This window comes from Pseudomonas sp. FYR_7 (assembly GCF_043106155.1).
Taxonomy (GTDB): Bacteria; Pseudomonadota; Gammaproteobacteria; order Pseudomonadales; family Pseudomonadaceae; genus Aquipseudomonas; species Aquipseudomonas parafulva_B.
In genome coordinates this window covers 1-15,366 of sequence record NZ_JBICMI010000071.1, presented here as the reverse complement: position 1 = coordinate 15,366, position 15,366 = coordinate 1, and the positions used below count along the sequence as shown (strand labels likewise).

Here is a 15,366-nt window from a genome sequence, read left to right as displayed (position 1 = left end):
GCGGTCAGTTACCACGATCCAGGCCGCTGCTGACCTCCTCGGGTACCGGCTCTTTGGCCTGACGCTTGCGAAACAGCCCTGCGCGGGCCAGTAACAAGGTAGTCACTGGCACCGTGATCGATAGCAGCACGGGAATCAGCCATGCATGCAGCACCAGCGACTCCTTCAACCACGAAAAATAGATAATCGAGCCAAGCGCGACGCACCAGGCCCCTATGGTCGAGGCCAGCGCCGGGGGATGCATGCGTTGGAAATAGTCTTTCAGGCGCAGTAGGCCAATCGCACCGATCAGCGCAAAAAGGCTGCCAGCTACCAGCAGTATGGCTGTGATCATTTCGAGCCAGAACGGTAGATTGAGTGTCTCGGTCATTCGATCACCTCTCCACGCAGCAGGAACTTGGCCAAGGCAAAGGAGCCCACGAAGCCAAACAACGCAATGAGCAACGCCCCTTCGAAATACGTGTCACTGGCATACCTGATGCCCAGCACCAGCATGGTCAGCATTGCCAGAATGTACAGGTAATCTAGAGCCAAAACCCTGTCTTGCGCCGAAGGCCCTCGGAATAGCCGAAGCAGGGTTAGGCACATAGCCAGCGCAAAGATGAACAAGCTGACAAGAACAGCGTTGGCGAGCAGTCCACTCATTGAAAAATCTCCATCAAGGGACGCTCATAGACGTCCTTGAAATGCTGGACGAACGCCGCTTCATCATCCAGATCGAATACGTGCAGCAGTAGCACGCTACGGTCCAGGGCCAGTTCCGACCAGATGGTTCCAGGGATCACCGTCGTGATCATGGACAGCGCTGCAAGCCCATGGGGTTCACGCAGGTCCAGGGGGATATGAACGAAGACTGAGCGTGGCGGCCGCGCCCCAGCACCCAGCACGCCGCGAGCGACCTGCAGATTGGACAGGATGACGTCCACGCCAACCCGGCCTATCAGCTTGACGATGACCAGGGGGCGTCGGACATGGGCATGTTGCGGCCGCAAGGGTGCCATCAGCAGCGGAGCCAGTATCCCTAGTACGGCGGCGAGGATGAGGTTACCCGGACTCAGCGACAGGTTGAGCAACAGCCACAGGCCGAACAGGCATGCCGATAGCAGAGGAGCGGGAAATAGTCGGCTCATGGCTGCCCCTGAACGTCGAGCGAGGTAGGACCAGGTTTTGGCTGCGCTGCCATGACTGCATCGATGTAGGCATCAGGCGCCTGAAGGCTGGCAGCTGTGTCCAGGCTGTAGCGCAGCAGCGGCTCGGCCTTGAAGCTGAGCAGCATGCACAGGCCCAGCAGGATCACGATCGGAAGGCATTCAAAACGCCTGAGCACTGGAGAGGGTCGCTCTTCGGGTTTCCAGAAACGTTGGATGCCAACGCGTCCGAATGCGATCAGCGATGCCATTCCCGACAGTACAAGCAGGGCCACAAGGCCCCAGCCAGCGGCACCGAGGGTGTATTGGCTCGGAACGCCCAAGCCGTTGGGGTTGAACAAGGCACTGATGAGGTTGAGCTTGGCGACGAAGCCTGAAAGGGGTGGCATGCCGATGATCAACAAGGCGCAGGCGATGAAGCTCAAGCCCAGGAATGCCATGGTCCAAGGAATGACCTGACCGATGACGGCCTTCTGGTCATCATCGAGGTTGATCCCTTTTGGAGGGTGAAGTGATTCCAGTAAGGCCGGCATGGCGTCTTCTTCCTCGTCCAATGGCAACTCATTGGCAGATCGCGAGCGCTCGATGAGTTCGGCCAACAGGAACAATGCGCACAAGGCCAGGGTAGAATTCACGAGGTAGAACAGCGCGGCTCCAGTCAATGCCAATTGCGCAAAGCCCACCGCCCCCAGCAAGGTGCCAGCCGATACCAGGATACTCAACGCCGCCATGCGTTCCAGGCGCTGCGCTGCCAAGATCGACACCGCTGCCATGGCCAGGGTCGCCAAGCCTCCGTAGACCAGCCAATCTCCCCCGAAGTGTGCCGATGCCCCTGCTTGCCCGGAGAAGAGCAGCGTCCACACTCGCAGCACCGCATACAGCCCCACCTTGGTCATGATTGCAAAGAGGGCAGCCACGGGCGCGCTGGCAGACGCATAGGCTGGTACCAGCCAGAAGTTCAGGGGCCAGATGCCCGCTTTGACCAGGAACGCCATGGCCAGAATCGCTGCGCCTGCATGCAGCAGGCCGCGGTCGGCCTCGGGTACCAGCGGAATCTTCAGGGCAAGGTCCGCAAGATTCAGCGTACCCGTCACGCCATACAGCATTGCCGCGCCAATCAGGAACAACGAGGAGGCGAAAAGGTTGACGGCGATGTAGTGCAGGCCGGCTCGCACACGTGCGCGGCCGGATCCGTGCAGCAGAAGGCCGTATGAAGCTGCCAACAGTACTTCGAAGAACACGAACAGATTGAACAGGTCTGCCGTCAGGAATGCGCCGTACAGGCCCATCAGCTGAATCTGGAACAGCGCATGAAAACTTGCACCGGCGCCATCCCAGCGTGCCCGTGCGAACAGCAGGGCGCTTAGCCCGATGACGCCGGTCAGGGTCAGCATCAGCGCCGACAGGTGGTCCACCACCAGCACGATGCCAAACGGGGCTGGCCAGTTGCCCGGCAGGTAGACGCCGATCGATTCTGCCTGGCCCTGGGTACGGACCCAAAGCAGCAGGCTGATGGCAATGCCAAGACCGGCGAAGGTCGACAGCAGGTTCAGCCGTGCCTTGATCAATCGACGCTTTTCGCCCAGCAGCAACATGACTGCCGCTGTAATCAACGGCAGCAGGATAGGGGCAACGATCAGTTGGCTCATGCCGCTCATTCCTCACGCTCCCGGCCATCTACGTGGTCGGTACCGGTCAGGCCGCGCGATGCCAGCAGTACCACGAGAAACAGGGCGGTCATGGCGAAGCTGATGACGATTGCCGTGAGTACCAAGGCCTGTGGCAGCGGATCGGTGTAGTGCAACAGGTCCTGGGTAACGCCTTCCTTGATGATGGGCTCCTTGCCGATGAACAGGCTGCCCATGCTGAAAATGAAGAGGTTGACCCCATAGGAAAGCAGGCACAAGCCCATGATCACCTGGTATGTGCGAGGGCGCAGCACCAACCAGACTCCGGAGGCAGCAAGCACGCCAATGGCCACTGCGATCACTTCTTCCATCAGGCGGCTCCTGCTTTACGGGTCTTGCCTGGACTGGCCGGGCGATAGGCACGTACCGACTGGTGGGCCAGGGCCGTGAGTATCAAAAGGGTCGATCCGACGACCACGGTGAACACACCGACGTCGAAGAACAATGCGCTTGCCAGATGGATGTCTCCGAGCAGAGGAAGATGCAGGTGCGCCGTATGGGTGGTCAGGAACGGGTAACCGAGCACGATGGCGCCGCCACCGGTCAAGGTTGCACAGAGCAGACCGGTGCCCATCCAGCGCAAGGGGCGCAGGCGCATTTGCGCTTCGACCCACTGGGTGCCTGCGACCATGTATTGGAGAATGAACGCCACCGAAGTCACCAACCCGGCGACGAAGCCGCCGCCCGGCTGATTATGACCACGCATGAACAGGTACATCGATACCAGCAGCGCGATGGGCAGCAACAGGCGCACCAGCACGGCGGGCACCATCATGAAGCCCAGAGCGGTATCGGCAGCATGGCGCGGGTTGATCAGGTCGGTGACGACATCAGGTGCCAGTTGGCGCTGCTGGGTCGGCAATTGCATGCTTTCCTTGGGTGGGCGGAAGCGACGCAGAAGCGCGAAAACGGTCAGCCCCACCGCGACCAGCACGGTGATTTCGCCCAGGGTATCGAAGCCGCGGAAATCCACCAGCATCACGTTGACCACATTGGTGCCACCACCTTGGGGCAGCGCACGGCTCAGGTAGAACGAAGAGATGTCATTAGGCGTAGGGCGGGTCAGCATGGCGTAGGACAGCACGGCCATGCCGGCACCCACCAGCACCGCCAGTAGCAGGTCGCGCAGGCGACGCACGCGGGCGCGGTCGAACCTGCCAGGCAGAGGGGATACACCCTCGATACGACGTGGAAGCCAACGCAGGCCAAGAAGGATCAGGACAGTGGTCACCACTTCGACGACCAACTGGGTCAGGGCAAGATCAGGTGCGGAAAACCACACAAACGTGATACAGGTCATCAAGCCGCACACACTGACCATGGTCAGGGCCGCCAGGCGGTGGTACTTGGCTTGGTAGGCCGCGCCGATCGCGCAGGCAATGGCGATCATCCAGAGTGCGACGAACACCCCTGAACCTGGGATCTTCGGCCGCTCGCCCCAAGTCAGGCCACTGTGGAGCATGGGTGTCAGGCCCGCGAGGAAGGCGGCCACCACCAGCATGAACAACTGCGCCTGCAGGCGCCGGCTGGTAAGCAGGTGCTCGATACGTCGCGCCATCAGCATCAACTGCACCTGGCCATACTCAAAGAGACGCTTGCCATCGAATCGGCCCATCACGGGAGGGCAGGGGAAGCGGCCACGTCGCAGTTGCTTGCGCAACAGCAGGTACAGGACCACGCCACCACTCATGGCCACCAGGCTCATGATCAAGGGCGCATTCCAGCCGTGCCAGATGGCCAGGCTGTACTCGGGTAGCGTACCCCCTACCACCGGCAGTGCCGCAGCGGCTAGCAAGGGGCCTACGGACTGGGCGGGGAAAATGCCGACCACCAGGCATGTCAGCACCAGCAGCTCGACCGGCGCGCGCATCCAGCGCGGGGGTTCGTGGGGTGTATGCGGCAGGTCCTGGGCAGTGGGGCCGAAAAACACATCGACCGTGAAGCGCAGCGCATAGGCCACGCTGAATGTGCCGGCCAGGGTGGCGATCACCGGAAGCATGGCCTCGACCCAGGCGCTGGAGGTGATGAACACGGTTTCGGCGAAGAACATTTCCTTGGACAGGAAGCCGTTCATTAGCGGCACCCCCGCCATGGAGGCGCTGGCGACCATGGCTAGGGTGGCCGTGTAGGGAACCAGTCGGACCAAGCCGCTCAGGCGCCGGATGTCACGCGTACCACTTTCGTGGTCGATAATGCCGGCGGCCATGAACAGCGATGCCTTGAAGGTCGCGTGATTGAGAATGTGAAAGACCGCCGCCACGGCGGCCAACGAGCTGTTCAGCCCCAACAACAGCGTGATGAGGCCCAGGTGGCTGATAGTCGAATAGGCCAGAAGGCCCTTGAGGTCATTCTGGAACATCGCTGCGAAGGCACCGAGCAGTAGCGTCAGCGCGCCAGCACCACCGACTATCCAGAACCATTCGTCGGTGCCCGACAGCACTGGCCATAGGCGCGCCAGCAAAAATACGCCGGCCTTGACCATGGTTGCCGAGTGCAGGTACGCCGACACCGGCGTGGGCGCCGCCATGGCATGGGGCAGCCAGAAGTGGAAGGGAAATTGCGCGCTCTTGCTCAGGGCGCCGATCAGGATAAGCGGCAACAGCACTGGGTAAAGTGCGTGCTGGCGTATGGTGTCACCTGCAGCCAGGACCTTGTCCAGGTCGTAGCTGCCCACCACATGGCCGAGCAGCAGCGCCCCTACCAGCAGGCACAAGCCACCGGCACCAGTGACCATCAGCGCCATGTAGGCGCCACGGCGCGCGTCGGCCCGGTGATGCCAGTAGCCAATCAAGAGGAAGGAGAAGAGGCTGGTGAGCTCCCAGAAAAACACCAGTTGCAGAACGTTGCCCGACAACACCAGCCCGAGCATGGCGCCCATGAATGCAAGGAAGAAGGCAAAGAATCGCGGCACTGGGTCTTGTGGCGACATGTAGTAGCGCGCGTACAGAGACACCAACGTACCGATGCCCAGCACCAGCAGTGAGAACAGCCAGGCAAAGCCGTCCATGCGCAGTACGAAGTTGAGCCCAAGGCTAGGTAGCCACAGGAATTCTTCACGAATGACCCCACCGTGGGCCACCTGTGGATAGAGAAGTGCTACCTGGACGGTGCCGACCAAGGCCACGAGCCCGGCGAGTATGGACTCGGCGTTACGTGCGTTGTGCGGCAGCGCGGCTGCCAGCAAACTGCCCACGAACGGCAGAAGCAATAGCACTATCAAAGACATAGAGTTCTATTCTGAGAGGTTTTCCAAGGATCATACGTGCCGAACGGGTCATCGACCAACACACAACCTGTCGCAGAATCCTACAAAAGGGCTGTGACAGGCTGTTTTTTTATAACAGTTTTTTACAGAGGATAGTCGGAGCTTTAGAGACCGGTCTTGAGTTGACGTTCATTCTGTGCAAGTTCAGTACCAGCAGATTCTGGCCTGCGGCGCACGCGCAACTCGCTGATGGCCACGGCGATGACGATCAGCAGGCCGCCCAACAATGCCAACCCTGGCAGGCGCTCTCCCGCTAGCCGTCCGACGAGGCCGGCCCACACTGGCTCACCGGCATAGATCAACGTGGCCCGGGTGGGTGATACCGATTTTTGTGCCCAGTTCATCGCCACCTGGATGATCGCGCTCATCAGACCCAAGCCAATCGCACTGCTCAGCAAAAGCCAAGAGAAATCGGGTACCGATTCCTGGGTAGGCAGCATCATCATGAATGCCAGTGCCGAGGCCGTTGCCAGTTGCACCACAGTAACGCGGCGAACGTCGACGCGCCCGGCAAAGCGGCTGATCAGAATGATTTCGCCGGCGATGGCGACGGCGCTCACCAATGTCACTACCTCGCCTTCGCTCATGTGCAGGCTACCGGCCTGCGGCCCGGCGAGCAGGACCAACCCAACGAATGCCAGGCCGATCCCAAGGCTGGGCATCAGGCCCGGGCGCCGACCCAGCACCAGCCACTGCAGTAAGGGTACGAAGGGCACGTAGAGCGCCGTGATGAACGCCGACTGGCTGCTGCTGATCGTCTGCAGGCCCATGGTCTGCAGGCCGTAGCCCAACATGATCAATACGCCAATCGACAGGCCTGCCTTGAATTCGACAAGGGTTAACCCTGGCAAGGCGCGGGCCGAGACCATGCCGACGAACAGGGCAGCCGCGGCGAAGCGCAAGCCCACGAAAAACATGGGGCCACTGACGGCCATCACGTTGTGCACCAGCAGGAATGTACCGCCCCATAACATGGTGATGAACACCAGTACCCACTCGGCTTTGCTAAAACGGAACGAAAAGGTGGGACGTTGCGGGCGTGACTTATTCATGCGGTTGCAGGCTCGTAGGACAGGGCGCACAATCGGCGCAAAGTGGGCAGTATACTGCGCAACAACTAGGGGTGAGCAATATAGTGCACAACGACGCCTCGCATCGTGCTTCGGTGCTGCAACACGTGAGCTTGAATGTTCGCAGTCTGCGCAACGCTGCTGGCATCAGCCAGGCAACCTTGGCCGAGCGTTCAGGTGTCAGCCGTCGCATGCTGGTGGCGATTGAGGCTGGCGAGAAAAATGTCAGCCTCACCACGCTCGACCTCATCGCCGAGGCACTCGGGGTGGCGTTCAGCACATTGATCCAGGCGCCTGACCAGCGTAACCCTGGTCGTATCGAAGAGCTGGCCTGGGCGGGTGAGCATCCGCAAAGCCGGGCCATCCTGCTGGCAAGCAGCATGGCCCGTCGCGAAGTTGAGCTGTGGGAATGGACGCTGGCGGTCGGCGAACACTATCGCAGCGAGGCAGATGCCGAAGGCTGGAGCGAGCAGATCTACGTGGTCGAAGGTGTACTAACGCTGATTATCGAGGGCGTCGAGCACCGACTCGAGCAGGGACGCTTTCACGTATTCGCCAGCAATTGCCGTTACGCCTATCGCAACGATGGCGCGGTCGCAGTGAAGTTTGTACGCAATGTAGTGATCTAAAGTGGCGATCAGGCGTGGCCAGCAGCCTCTTGGAGCAATGCATCGGTGCTGCGCACCGAGGCATAGGCGAACGCCAGTGCAGCCATCGATGCCTCATGCACCTGTGCAGCAGGTACCCTTTTGCCGTTGAACTCCAGGGCCAGCGTGGCGCAGGCATCATGGGCGACCGTGACTTCGTACCCGAGGTCAGCTGCTGCGCGCACCGCTGCATCGATGCACATGTGGCTCATGCTGCCCACGACAGTCAGCGACCTGATGCCCTGGCGCTCGAGCGTCGGCGCAAGATCGGTCGAGAGAAAAGCGTTGACCTTGTGTTTGAGAATCACAGTCTCTCCAGGCATCGGCTGAACACTTGGGTGAATGGCTGCGCCCGAAGAGCCTGGAGCAAAAAAGGGGGCGTCGGCGCTGTCGAACTCGTGGCGTACATGCACGATGAGGTCGTTCGCGTCGCGGGCAGCCTGGAGCAGGCGGGCCGCATTTTCAGCGGCGCGCTCGACACCTTCCAGAGGCCATTTGCCGCCTGCGAAATAGTCATTCTGGATGTCGATGATGATCAGTGCGTGAGTGTTCATGTTGCCTCCGGGGGTAGTGGTTTTGACTGTTGCTTAGTTATAGGCTGTCGCGTGATAGGGGTGAATCGGCGCGAAAGACACTATGCGGGGCAAAACTGACATGGCTCGTTTTATCGAGATTGGCCTGCTTCGCTATCCCGATGCGCAGGAGGCAGCGATCCACGGCCTGCACGACCTGTTCGACGTGGCTAACCGTATGGCTGACGGGTTGGGTGCGGCCCAAGCGCCTCGTGTGCGTATCAGCGTATGGGGTGTGGGTGCAGAGGAAGAACTGCTGCCTGAGGCTCCTTCAGGGGATGACAGTGATGCGAGACTGCGTGTTCTGATCATCCCGCCAAGTTTGCACGCCGTTCCCCACGATGCCTGCCTGGCTCGCCATCGCTCGGCTTTGTGCCGATTGCACCAGGAAGGCACCGTTCTGGCCTCGGTGTGCATCGGGGTTTTCTTCATAGCCGACTGCGGTCTGCTGGATGGACGCACCGCATGCGCCCATCGCAATCATGTGCAGCTACTGAAGGCGCGTTACCCGCACCTCAGGGCTGAGGCTCAACAGGTGTTGCTCGACGACGGCGATATCGTCAGCTCCGCTGGCCTGATGGCCTGGACCAGTCTGGGCCTGAGTTTGGTGCAGCGATTTATGGGCAATACCGTTGCCGCTGAAACTGCGAACTTTCTGGCGGTAGATCCGATACCTGCCGCTTTGCCCGGCACTTGCCTCAACCCGTTGCTTGATCATGGCGATGAAGCGGTCCTGAAGGTACAGCACTGGTTGCAGGCTACGGGCGCGCGGACGGCGGGCCTCGCAGCGATGGCAGCGTGCGCCAGCCTGGAGCCGCGCACGTTTTTGAGGCGATTTCGCTTGGCTACAGGCTTGCGCCCCACCGAGTACTGTCAGCAGATCAGAGTATGCCGGGCAGCACGTTTGCTTGAGTTCACACGCAGGACAGTCGACCAGATCGCTTGGGATGTCGGTTATCGCGACCCCGGTGCGTTTCGCAAGGTATTTCAGCGCGCCACAGGCATCACCCCCAGTGCATTTCGACGGCAGGGCGTGACTTCAATGCCTGAGGATCGGGGTGCATGGCGTAGCGACCCTCTTGACCTCGAGATTGGTTGAGGTTTTAACCTTCCGGGCATTGCGATGTGTATCCCCTGTCAGGAGGTTGCCGATGTCAGGAAGTGTCTCAGCCATTTGGTACAACCAGATGATCGAATATCGGGTCGCCGTCGTCTTTCAGCAAGCATTGGCCCAGGCATTGATGCAGCGCAGTGAGTCACTGGCAGCGCGCTTTGAAGACCTCCGGGCGGTCAGCGTTCAGGTGAGCGAAGATGGCAATTGTCTGCTTCAGTCGCTGCAGTGGACCAACCGGGAGGCCTGTGAGGCGGCTATCGAGCAAGTGCTGGACGGTTCGTTTCTGGGTCTCCTCCAGCAGTATCACGCCAGCGCCGTGAACTTTGCTGCTTTCACGGCCCTGCGGTGTCTGGCTCGCCATCCAGACGGAGCGTTGTACTGTCAGGTGGAGTGAGCTTCACGCGTACCAGGGTGCGTAGTGGGGATAGCGGTCCAGGCGAGCACCAATGACCATTTCGCTGATCCATGCCGCCAGCAGCGCACTGTAGGCCTTCTGGCTCTCTTCGGTGGACAGGCCGTGGTCGGCGCCGTCGACAATCCGGTGGGTGAGCGAGTGGGCACTGCCGAAGGCTGATCGGTAATTCATCAGCGTGCTGTGGGGTACGTAGTCATCATGCTCGGATTCGACCAGCAGAACATCGCCGGTAAACTCGGCGCAGGCGGCCAGAGCACGGTTGTCAGACGGCGCCAAGGGGCGACGGCGATAGTCATTGAGCCGTTGTCGGTCCAGGGACTGCTTGGGCGTATTCCACTCTTCGTCCCAGTACATGGCCGGTACCCGCAGGGCCAGCCAGCGGACCGGGCGCATCGAGGTCAACAAGGTAGCCAGGTAGCCGCCGTAGCTGCTGCCGATCACGGCGATGGCGTTGGGGTCCACAGTGGGGTGGCTAATGAGCTGATCGTAGGCTGTTAGCAGATCCTGCAGATTCTGCTCTCGCGTTACCGTCAGTCGCTGACTTTGGGTTTTCTCGTGGCCGCGCAGATCGAAGGTCATGCAGACGCAGCCAAGTCCTGTGATGTGTCGCGCTCTGGCAAGGTCACGCTGCTGGCTGCCGCCCCAGCCGTGGACGAACAGGATGCCGGGGATTTTGCTGCCCGGGCTGACCAGCGTCGCACAGATGGTATCCCCGTTCACCGGCAGCTCTATCGTCTCACTCTGAATGGCCAACGTGTCGCAGCCGCGCGTATTTGGTGAGTTGTCCGAGTTCACTGTCGTTTCCTTGGTAGAAAAGTGTGGCATCCGCCGGTAGCGCGGGCGTGCCGAAGACTTCGTGGGTGCTAGCCCGCACTCGATCGACCCTGGCGTTGGCAGCGAATGCCTGAAGGGCGAGCAATTCGGCGCTGCTGGCACCGCCCATCCGCCAGGATTGTTCCAGCACGCCACTGCAAATGCCGCCTTTGGTGTCGGTGCCGCGGGCGATGTCGTAATTGCGGCGTGAGGCGATGAAGCCTGGTAAATGTCGATCGGCCGCTTGGTCATAAGTCATTGCCTGCTCGATCGCCAGGCGAACGCTCTTTTCCAAGGGGCCGGCCAGCAGAGACGCAAAGCCTCCTCGTACGAAGGTCAGGTCAGAGCCGCCGTACACCTCGATACCTTGGTGATCCTGGGTAAGTTGCTGTGTGCCGTAATAGCTGCAGACCAAGCCTGCAACCCGTACCTGGCCGACGCTGAACGTCTCGACGTTGCTCAGGTTCTGTTCCATCACCAGGCCCCAAATCAAGAGTTCTGCGTCATCCACCGCACAGAGTAGGGGTTCAAGTTCTTCGAGCGTGGAGAACACGGCCTGCCCTCGACCCGCGCATGCGCGTACGGGTTTCAGTCGTACAGGCCCTGTGATCAACAACAGTTGTGCGGCGTGCCGGGCGGTGGCCTTGTCGAATACGGTGTAGCCCTTGAGCAGCGCGTCCCAGGCCTGCCGGGCAAATGCCTCAGGCCAATCAGGCTTCGGTGGAGCACCTGGCGGCAGAGGGTGTGAAATGGCCTTGGTGGACATGAACGGATGAGCGACGGCACCGCCGAAAAAATCGGCTTCGCTTTTTATACCCAGTGCTGTCAGATCTGCGGTGTCGACCAAAGGCTGGGTGAGCATGTAGTAGTACGAAGCGTCCGCCCGTGTCGGTCCGTGCAGGTCTATCACAGGGCAGTCCAGCAACTGTGCGAAGCCTTCCGATAGCTTACGGTGCACGGCGTGCTCGTGGTCGGGCGTGTGAGGCCGAGTGTCGAGTACCACGACGCCCTGTTTGCGATGACAGGCACTGGGCATGACGATCCCTCTTGCAAGGCGAGCTGTACTGCCTCTGAATCCGGGACGTTGGTGAAGTTCAGCATGGCAGGATCAATGGTATGGTCCGGCGTAGGCCCTTTCTCAGAAGCGTGCAGCACGGAGATTGCTGATTGCAGGCCGCGGGCAGCTATTCCATCATCAAGCGCTCAGGCATACCGGATGTCGCCACTGATAAGGGCATGATCGTGCACACCACTCTCCAACAGACCACGGCCCAGCGTCTTGCCGCGACGCGTAAGGCCATGGCCGCAGAAGGGCTTGACGCCTTGCTGGTTCCATCGGCAGACCCTCATCTTTCCGAATATCTGCCAGGCTACTGGCAAGGCCGCCAGTGGCTGTCGGGCTTCACTGGCTCGGTCGGCACCCTGGTCATAAGCCAGCAGTTTGCCGGGCTGTGGGTCGATAGCCGCTACTGGGAGCAGGCTGAGCGAGAGCTGGCAGGTAGCGGCATCGAATTGATGAAATTGTCACCCGGGCAGCCGAGCGCGCTGGACTGGTTGGCTGAACATGTGCAACCGCAGGGGTGCGCCAGCGTAGATGGTCGTGCGATGGCTTTGGCTTCGGCTCGCCAGTTGCGAGAGCGCCTTGGCCAGCGAGGCGCAAGGTTGGTGACTGACCAGGATGTGCTGGGTCGCGTTTGGAGCGACCGGCCGACGCTACCGTCCAACCCGGTGTATTCACATCTTGCGCCCTACGCAGCAGTGGGCCGTGCGCAGAAGCTGGCGCAGGTGCGGCAGGCGATGCAGGCCAAAGGTGCGGACAGTCATTTCATCGCCACCCTTGATGACATTGCCTGGTTGTTCAACTTGCGCGGTAGCGATGTGTCTTACAATCCGGTGTTCCTGGCGTTTGCCCTGATCGATGCGCGGCGCGTGCAGCTTTTCATTGCCTCGGGAAAAGTCGATGAGCCTCTATGTCAGGCGCTGCGCGAGGATGGCATCGAAGTGCGAGACTACACCGAGGCTACCGGCGCCCTTGGTCAGTTGCCACCTGGTAGTCGCTTGTTGGTGGATCCAGCGCGGGTGACGTGCGGGTTGCTCGAGCCGCTAGGCGAAGGGGTAGTGCTCGTGGAAGGCTCGAATCCCAGTACCCTGAGCAAGGCGTGCAAGGCTGAGGGCGAACTTGAGCATGTTCGTAGGGCGATGGAGCAGGACGGCGCGGCCTTGTGCGAATTTTTCGCCTGGTTTGAAGAAGCGCTCGCGACCCAGGTGGTGACCGAACTGACCGTCGATGAGCAACTCACCGCGGCGCGCGTCAGGCGACCGGGCTTCGTCTCGTTGAGCTTCTCGACCATTGCTGCGTTCAATGCCAATGGTGCGATGCCCCACTATCGGGCCACTGATCAGTCACACGCAGTGATCAAGGGCGACGGCCTGCTACTCATTGACTCTGGCGGCCAATACCTGGGTGGGACCACGGATATCACGCGTATGGTCCCCATCGGGCAACCGAGCGACCTGCAGAAGCTCGATTGCACCCGTGTGCTAAAAGGCATGATAGCGCTGTCGCGGGCGACCTTCCCGCGGGGCGTGCTGTCGCCCATGCTTGACGCCATAGCCCGTGCGCCCCTCTGGGCCGACCAGGTCGATTACGGCCACGGCACCGGCCATGGAGTGGGCTATTTCCTGAATGTTCATGAAGGGCCTCAGGTGATTGCCTATCAGGCAGCGGCCGCGCCGCAGACCGCCATGCAAGAAGGCATGATCAGTTCAATCGAGCCTGGCACCTACCGACCTGGGCAATGGGGGGTGCGGATTGAAAACCTGGTCGCCGCGCGAAGCGCCGGCCGCAGTGCATTCGGTGAATTTCTCGATTTCGAGACCCTGACGCTGTGCCCCATCGATACGCGTTGCTTGCTGCCGCAGCGGCTGACTGAGCAGGAGGTTTGCTGGCTCAATAGTTACCATGCCATGGTGCGCGAGCGATTGGCCCCACTGCTGGAAGGAAAGGCGCTGGCGTGGTTGTTATCACGTACTGAGGCGATCTAAGGCATATGGGGGCAGCCATCAGGCTGCCCCGGTCACTTGCAAATGACGATCATGCTGCGGCTGGTGTAGCCGGCAGGGTTGATGCCAAATAGATAATCGCCGTCCTCTTCGTCGCTGTCGCCCGAACGGGCGACGACGCGGTATCCGCGAGTGGTGCAGGCGCTAGCGGCCTTGCTGTAGCAGTTGTCCCACGAAGAAGACAGGCCGGAGCAGTTGATATGCAGGCCTTTCTTGCCCCGTTTGACCTCGGTTTTCGCCGTGGCGGCACATCCAGCAATAGCCAAGATGGCCAGGATGAGCAAAATACGTTTCATTCCTGTCCTTAAATGCAGGACGGATCAGCTACCTGGGTCCGTCATTTTCGCTCGGGTTCATCCTGAAGAGTACAGCGTCCCTGTTCGACTGCGCTGGGACAGCTTAATCAGCGAGCGGTGACGCCACAACACCCATGCAGCTTTCAACGAAAAGTTTTCCCGTGTCAATCCGCGACCATCGTCGGTTCTGGGCTATGGCGCATGGACAACGTCGTGCCCACGGAAGCAGCGATAATGGCGCCTACGGCCAGCCATTGGGTAAATGACAGGACCTCGCCCAGGAACAACAGCCCGGACAAGGCACCGAAGGCAGGCTCGATGCTCATGAGGGTGCCGAAGGTACGAGCGGGCATGCGCGTGAGCGCAACCATTTCCAGGCTATAGGGGAGGGCGGTAGACAATACCGCTACAGCGATCGCCATGGGGATGACCGCGGGCGTCAGCAGCAGGCTACCGGCATGCACGATGCCGATCGGTGCGATGAACAGTGCAGCGACCACCACTCCCAGCGCTGCGCTCTGCACGCCATGTTCGGCACCGGCGCGTTGGCCGAAGACTATATAAAGTGCCCAGCACGCCCCCGCGCCGATTGCGTAGCAGGCGCCCAGTGGATCCAGCGCCTGTCCGTCATGGCCTGCGGGCAGCAACATCAGCAGGCCGAAAATGGCCAGCGCGATCCAGATGAAGTCGATGGCGCGACGTGAGGCGAATATGGCAACTGCCAGTGGGCCGGTGAATTCGAGTGCCACCGCAATGCCAATGGGCACCGTCTGCAGGGACATATAGAAGAGGAAATTCATTCCGCCGAGCGCCAAGCCATAGATAAGGACGTTACGCAGGGTGCGAGTAGTGAAGCGTGCTCGCCATGGCCGTAGCAGCGCAACCATTATCAAACTGGCGAAAATCAGTCGCAGTGAGGTTGTGCCTTGTGCGCCAATGAGTGGGAACATGCTTTTGGCGATCGAAGCACCGGTCTGAATCGATGCCATGGCGATAAGCAGCAGGCCGATTGGGAACAGCACGCTAGCCAGGTTGCGAGGCGGTTTGGACATGGGGACGGATTACCTAGAAGTGGCGTTGCGCACTATAGTGCGCAACGGTGTGGCAGACAGCAATACAGTGTTAAGCGTTCCACTTAAATGACGTTCGGATAAGATTAATGCTTGACGCTACGAAATTAGTGTCTATAATTCGCCCCACTCCAGCGCAGTCGGGCATCAAGTAGACGCTTTGGAGTACTGCAAGCCTTTGAAGTCGAACGAGTTTCTCGAAATA

Annotated in this window: 16 protein-coding genes; 4 read left to right on the top strand and 12 right to left on the bottom strand. The window is 60.5% G+C overall.

Translation table 11 applies throughout. From position 1 onward, the window contains the following. Positions 1-4: 4 nt before the first annotated feature. The 7 genes from ACF8R3_RS17120 to ACF8R3_RS17090 form a co-directional block, all read right to left on the bottom strand. Positions 5-370: a Na+/H+ antiporter subunit G gene (locus ACF8R3_RS17120; RefSeq protein WP_058639762.1), complete on the bottom strand. Its 366-nt coding sequence runs from the start codon at positions 368-370 to the stop codon at positions 5-7. After that, positions 367-645 (bottom strand): K+/H+ antiporter subunit F, encoded by a 279-nt coding sequence (locus ACF8R3_RS17115; RefSeq protein WP_058605988.1) that lies wholly within the window; start codon positions 643-645, stop codon positions 367-369. Before ACF8R3_RS17115 ends, ACF8R3_RS17120 begins: the two co-directional genes overlap by 4 nt. Continuing rightward, complete coding sequence (locus ACF8R3_RS17110) at positions 642-1,130, bottom strand: Na+/H+ antiporter subunit E (protein WP_058605987.1); 489 nt, start codon at positions 1,128-1,130, stop codon at positions 642-644. The genes ACF8R3_RS17115 and ACF8R3_RS17110 overlap by 4 nt, the downstream gene beginning before the upstream one ends. After that, a complete protein-coding gene (locus ACF8R3_RS17105; protein WP_196186739.1) occupies positions 1,127-2,806 on the bottom strand; it encodes a monovalent cation/H+ antiporter subunit D in 1,680 nt (559 codons plus the stop codon). Before ACF8R3_RS17105 ends, ACF8R3_RS17110 begins: the two co-directional genes overlap by 4 nt. Next, entirely contained in the window at positions 2,803-3,147 is a 345-nt protein-coding gene (locus ACF8R3_RS17100) for a Na+/H+ antiporter subunit C (protein ID WP_023534014.1), read from the bottom strand. Before ACF8R3_RS17100 ends, ACF8R3_RS17105 begins: the two co-directional genes overlap by 4 nt. Further along, positions 3,147-6,062, bottom strand: coding sequence for a monovalent cation/H+ antiporter subunit A (locus ACF8R3_RS17095; protein WP_058639764.1), 2,916 nt, complete (start codon positions 6,060-6,062; stop codon positions 3,147-3,149). The genes ACF8R3_RS17100 and ACF8R3_RS17095 overlap by 1 nt, the downstream gene beginning before the upstream one ends. 143 nt (positions 6,063-6,205) lie before the next feature. Continuing rightward, entirely contained in the window at positions 6,206-7,153 is a 948-nt protein-coding gene (locus tag ACF8R3_RS17090; RefSeq protein ID WP_392515925.1) for a DMT family transporter, read from the bottom strand. Positions 7,154-7,236: 83 nt separating this feature from the next. On the opposite strand from ACF8R3_RS17090, the gene ACF8R3_RS17085 reads away from it, so the two are divergent. Next, the gene (locus ACF8R3_RS17085; protein WP_058605983.1) at positions 7,237-7,800 is read left to right on the top strand and encodes a helix-turn-helix domain-containing protein; all 564 of its coding nucleotides are present in this window, start codon (positions 7,237-7,239) and stop codon (positions 7,798-7,800) included. Positions 7,801-7,808: 8 nt separating this feature from the next. Here the strand turns inward: ACF8R3_RS17085 and ACF8R3_RS17080 are convergent, their stop codons facing one another. Beyond that, on the bottom strand, positions 7,809-8,372 hold the full coding sequence (locus tag ACF8R3_RS17080) for a cysteine hydrolase family protein (protein WP_058639767.1): 564 nt from the start codon (positions 8,370-8,372) through the stop codon (positions 7,809-7,811). A gap of 82 nt (positions 8,373-8,454) precedes the next feature. On the opposite strand from ACF8R3_RS17080, the gene ACF8R3_RS17075 reads away from it, so the two are divergent. Continuing rightward, complete coding sequence (locus ACF8R3_RS17075; RefSeq protein WP_078478805.1) at positions 8,455-9,489, top strand: GlxA family transcriptional regulator; 1,035 nt, start codon at positions 8,455-8,457, stop codon at positions 9,487-9,489. A 52-nt stretch (positions 9,490-9,541) separates the two neighbouring features. Beyond that, a complete protein-coding gene (locus tag ACF8R3_RS17070) occupies positions 9,542-9,898 on the top strand; it encodes a hypothetical protein (RefSeq protein WP_058639769.1) in 357 nt (118 codons plus the stop codon). Positions 9,899-9,901: 3 nt separating this feature from the next. On the opposite strand, the gene ACF8R3_RS17065 is transcribed toward ACF8R3_RS17070, so the two are convergent. Both ACF8R3_RS17065 and ACF8R3_RS17060 read right to left on the bottom strand, forming a co-directional pair. Next, positions 9,902-10,672, bottom strand: coding sequence for a S9 family peptidase (locus tag ACF8R3_RS17065; RefSeq protein ID WP_058639772.1), 771 nt, complete (start codon positions 10,670-10,672; stop codon positions 9,902-9,904). Next, positions 10,656-11,774, bottom strand: a complete 1,119-nt coding sequence (locus tag ACF8R3_RS17060; RefSeq protein WP_058639770.1) for a DUF3182 family protein — start codon at positions 11,772-11,774, stop codon at positions 10,656-10,658. Before ACF8R3_RS17060 ends, ACF8R3_RS17065 begins: the two co-directional genes overlap by 17 nt. Before the next feature lie 194 nt (positions 11,775-11,968). Here ACF8R3_RS17060 and ACF8R3_RS17055 point away from each other — a divergent pair, with 194 nt between their 5' ends. Beyond that, positions 11,969-13,777 (top strand): aminopeptidase P family protein, encoded by a 1,809-nt coding sequence (locus ACF8R3_RS17055; RefSeq protein WP_058639773.1) that lies wholly within the window; start codon positions 11,969-11,971, stop codon positions 13,775-13,777. 32 nt (positions 13,778-13,809) lie between these two features. Here the strand turns inward: ACF8R3_RS17055 and ACF8R3_RS17050 are convergent, their stop codons facing one another. Continuing rightward, a complete protein-coding gene (locus ACF8R3_RS17050; protein ID WP_023534016.1) occupies positions 13,810-14,091 on the bottom strand; it encodes a hypothetical protein in 282 nt (93 codons plus the stop codon). A 164-nt stretch (positions 14,092-14,255) separates the two neighbouring features. After that, the gene (rhtA, locus tag ACF8R3_RS17045) at positions 14,256-15,143 is read right to left on the bottom strand and encodes a threonine/homoserine exporter RhtA (RefSeq protein WP_058639771.1); all 888 of its coding nucleotides are present in this window, start codon (positions 15,141-15,143) and stop codon (positions 14,256-14,258) included. Positions 15,144-15,366: the final 223 nt, after the last annotated feature.

Bases quoted from the DNA above. Each gene is read 5' to 3' on its own strand.
- ACF8R3_RS17120 (WP_058639762.1), bottom strand. From the start codon at position 370: ATGACCGAGACACTCAATCTACCGTTCTGGCTCGAAATGATCACAGCC.
- ACF8R3_RS17115 (WP_058605988.1), bottom strand. From the start codon at position 645: ATGAGTGGACTGCTCGCCAACGCTGTTCTTGTCAGCTTGTTCATCTTT.
- ACF8R3_RS17110 (WP_058605987.1), bottom strand. From the start codon at position 1,130: ATGAGCCGACTATTTCCCGCTCCTCTGCTATCGGCATGCCTGTTCGGC.
- ACF8R3_RS17105 (WP_196186739.1), bottom strand. From the start codon at position 2,806: ATGAGCGGCATGAGCCAACTGATCGTTGCCCCTATCCTGCTGCCGTTG.
- ACF8R3_RS17100 (WP_023534014.1), bottom strand. From the start codon at position 3,147: ATGGAAGAAGTGATCGCAGTGGCCATTGGCGTGCTTGCTGCCTCCGGA.
- ACF8R3_RS17095 (WP_058639764.1), bottom strand. From the start codon at position 6,062: ATGTCTTTGATAGTGCTATTGCTTCTGCCGTTCGTGGGCAGTTTGCTG.
- ACF8R3_RS17090 (WP_392515925.1), bottom strand. From the start codon at position 7,153: ATGAATAAGTCACGCCCGCAACGTCCCACCTTTTCGTTCCGTTTTAGC.
- ACF8R3_RS17080 (WP_058639767.1), bottom strand. From the start codon at position 8,372: ATGAACACTCACGCACTGATCATCATCGACATCCAGAATGACTATTTC.
- ACF8R3_RS17075 (WP_078478805.1), top strand. From the start codon at position 8,455: ATGCGGGGCAAAACTGACATGGCTCGTTTTATCGAGATTGGCCTGCTT.
- ACF8R3_RS17070 (WP_058639769.1), top strand. From the start codon at position 9,542: ATGTCAGGAAGTGTCTCAGCCATTTGGTACAACCAGATGATCGAATAT.
- ACF8R3_RS17055 (WP_058639773.1), top strand. From the start codon at position 11,969: ATGATCGTGCACACCACTCTCCAACAGACCACGGCCCAGCGTCTTGCC.
- ACF8R3_RS17050 (WP_023534016.1), bottom strand. From the start codon at position 14,091: ATGAAACGTATTTTGCTCATCCTGGCCATCTTGGCTATTGCTGGATGT.
- rhtA (WP_058639771.1), bottom strand. From the start codon at position 15,143: ATGTCCAAACCGCCTCGCAACCTGGCTAGCGTGCTGTTCCCAATCGGC.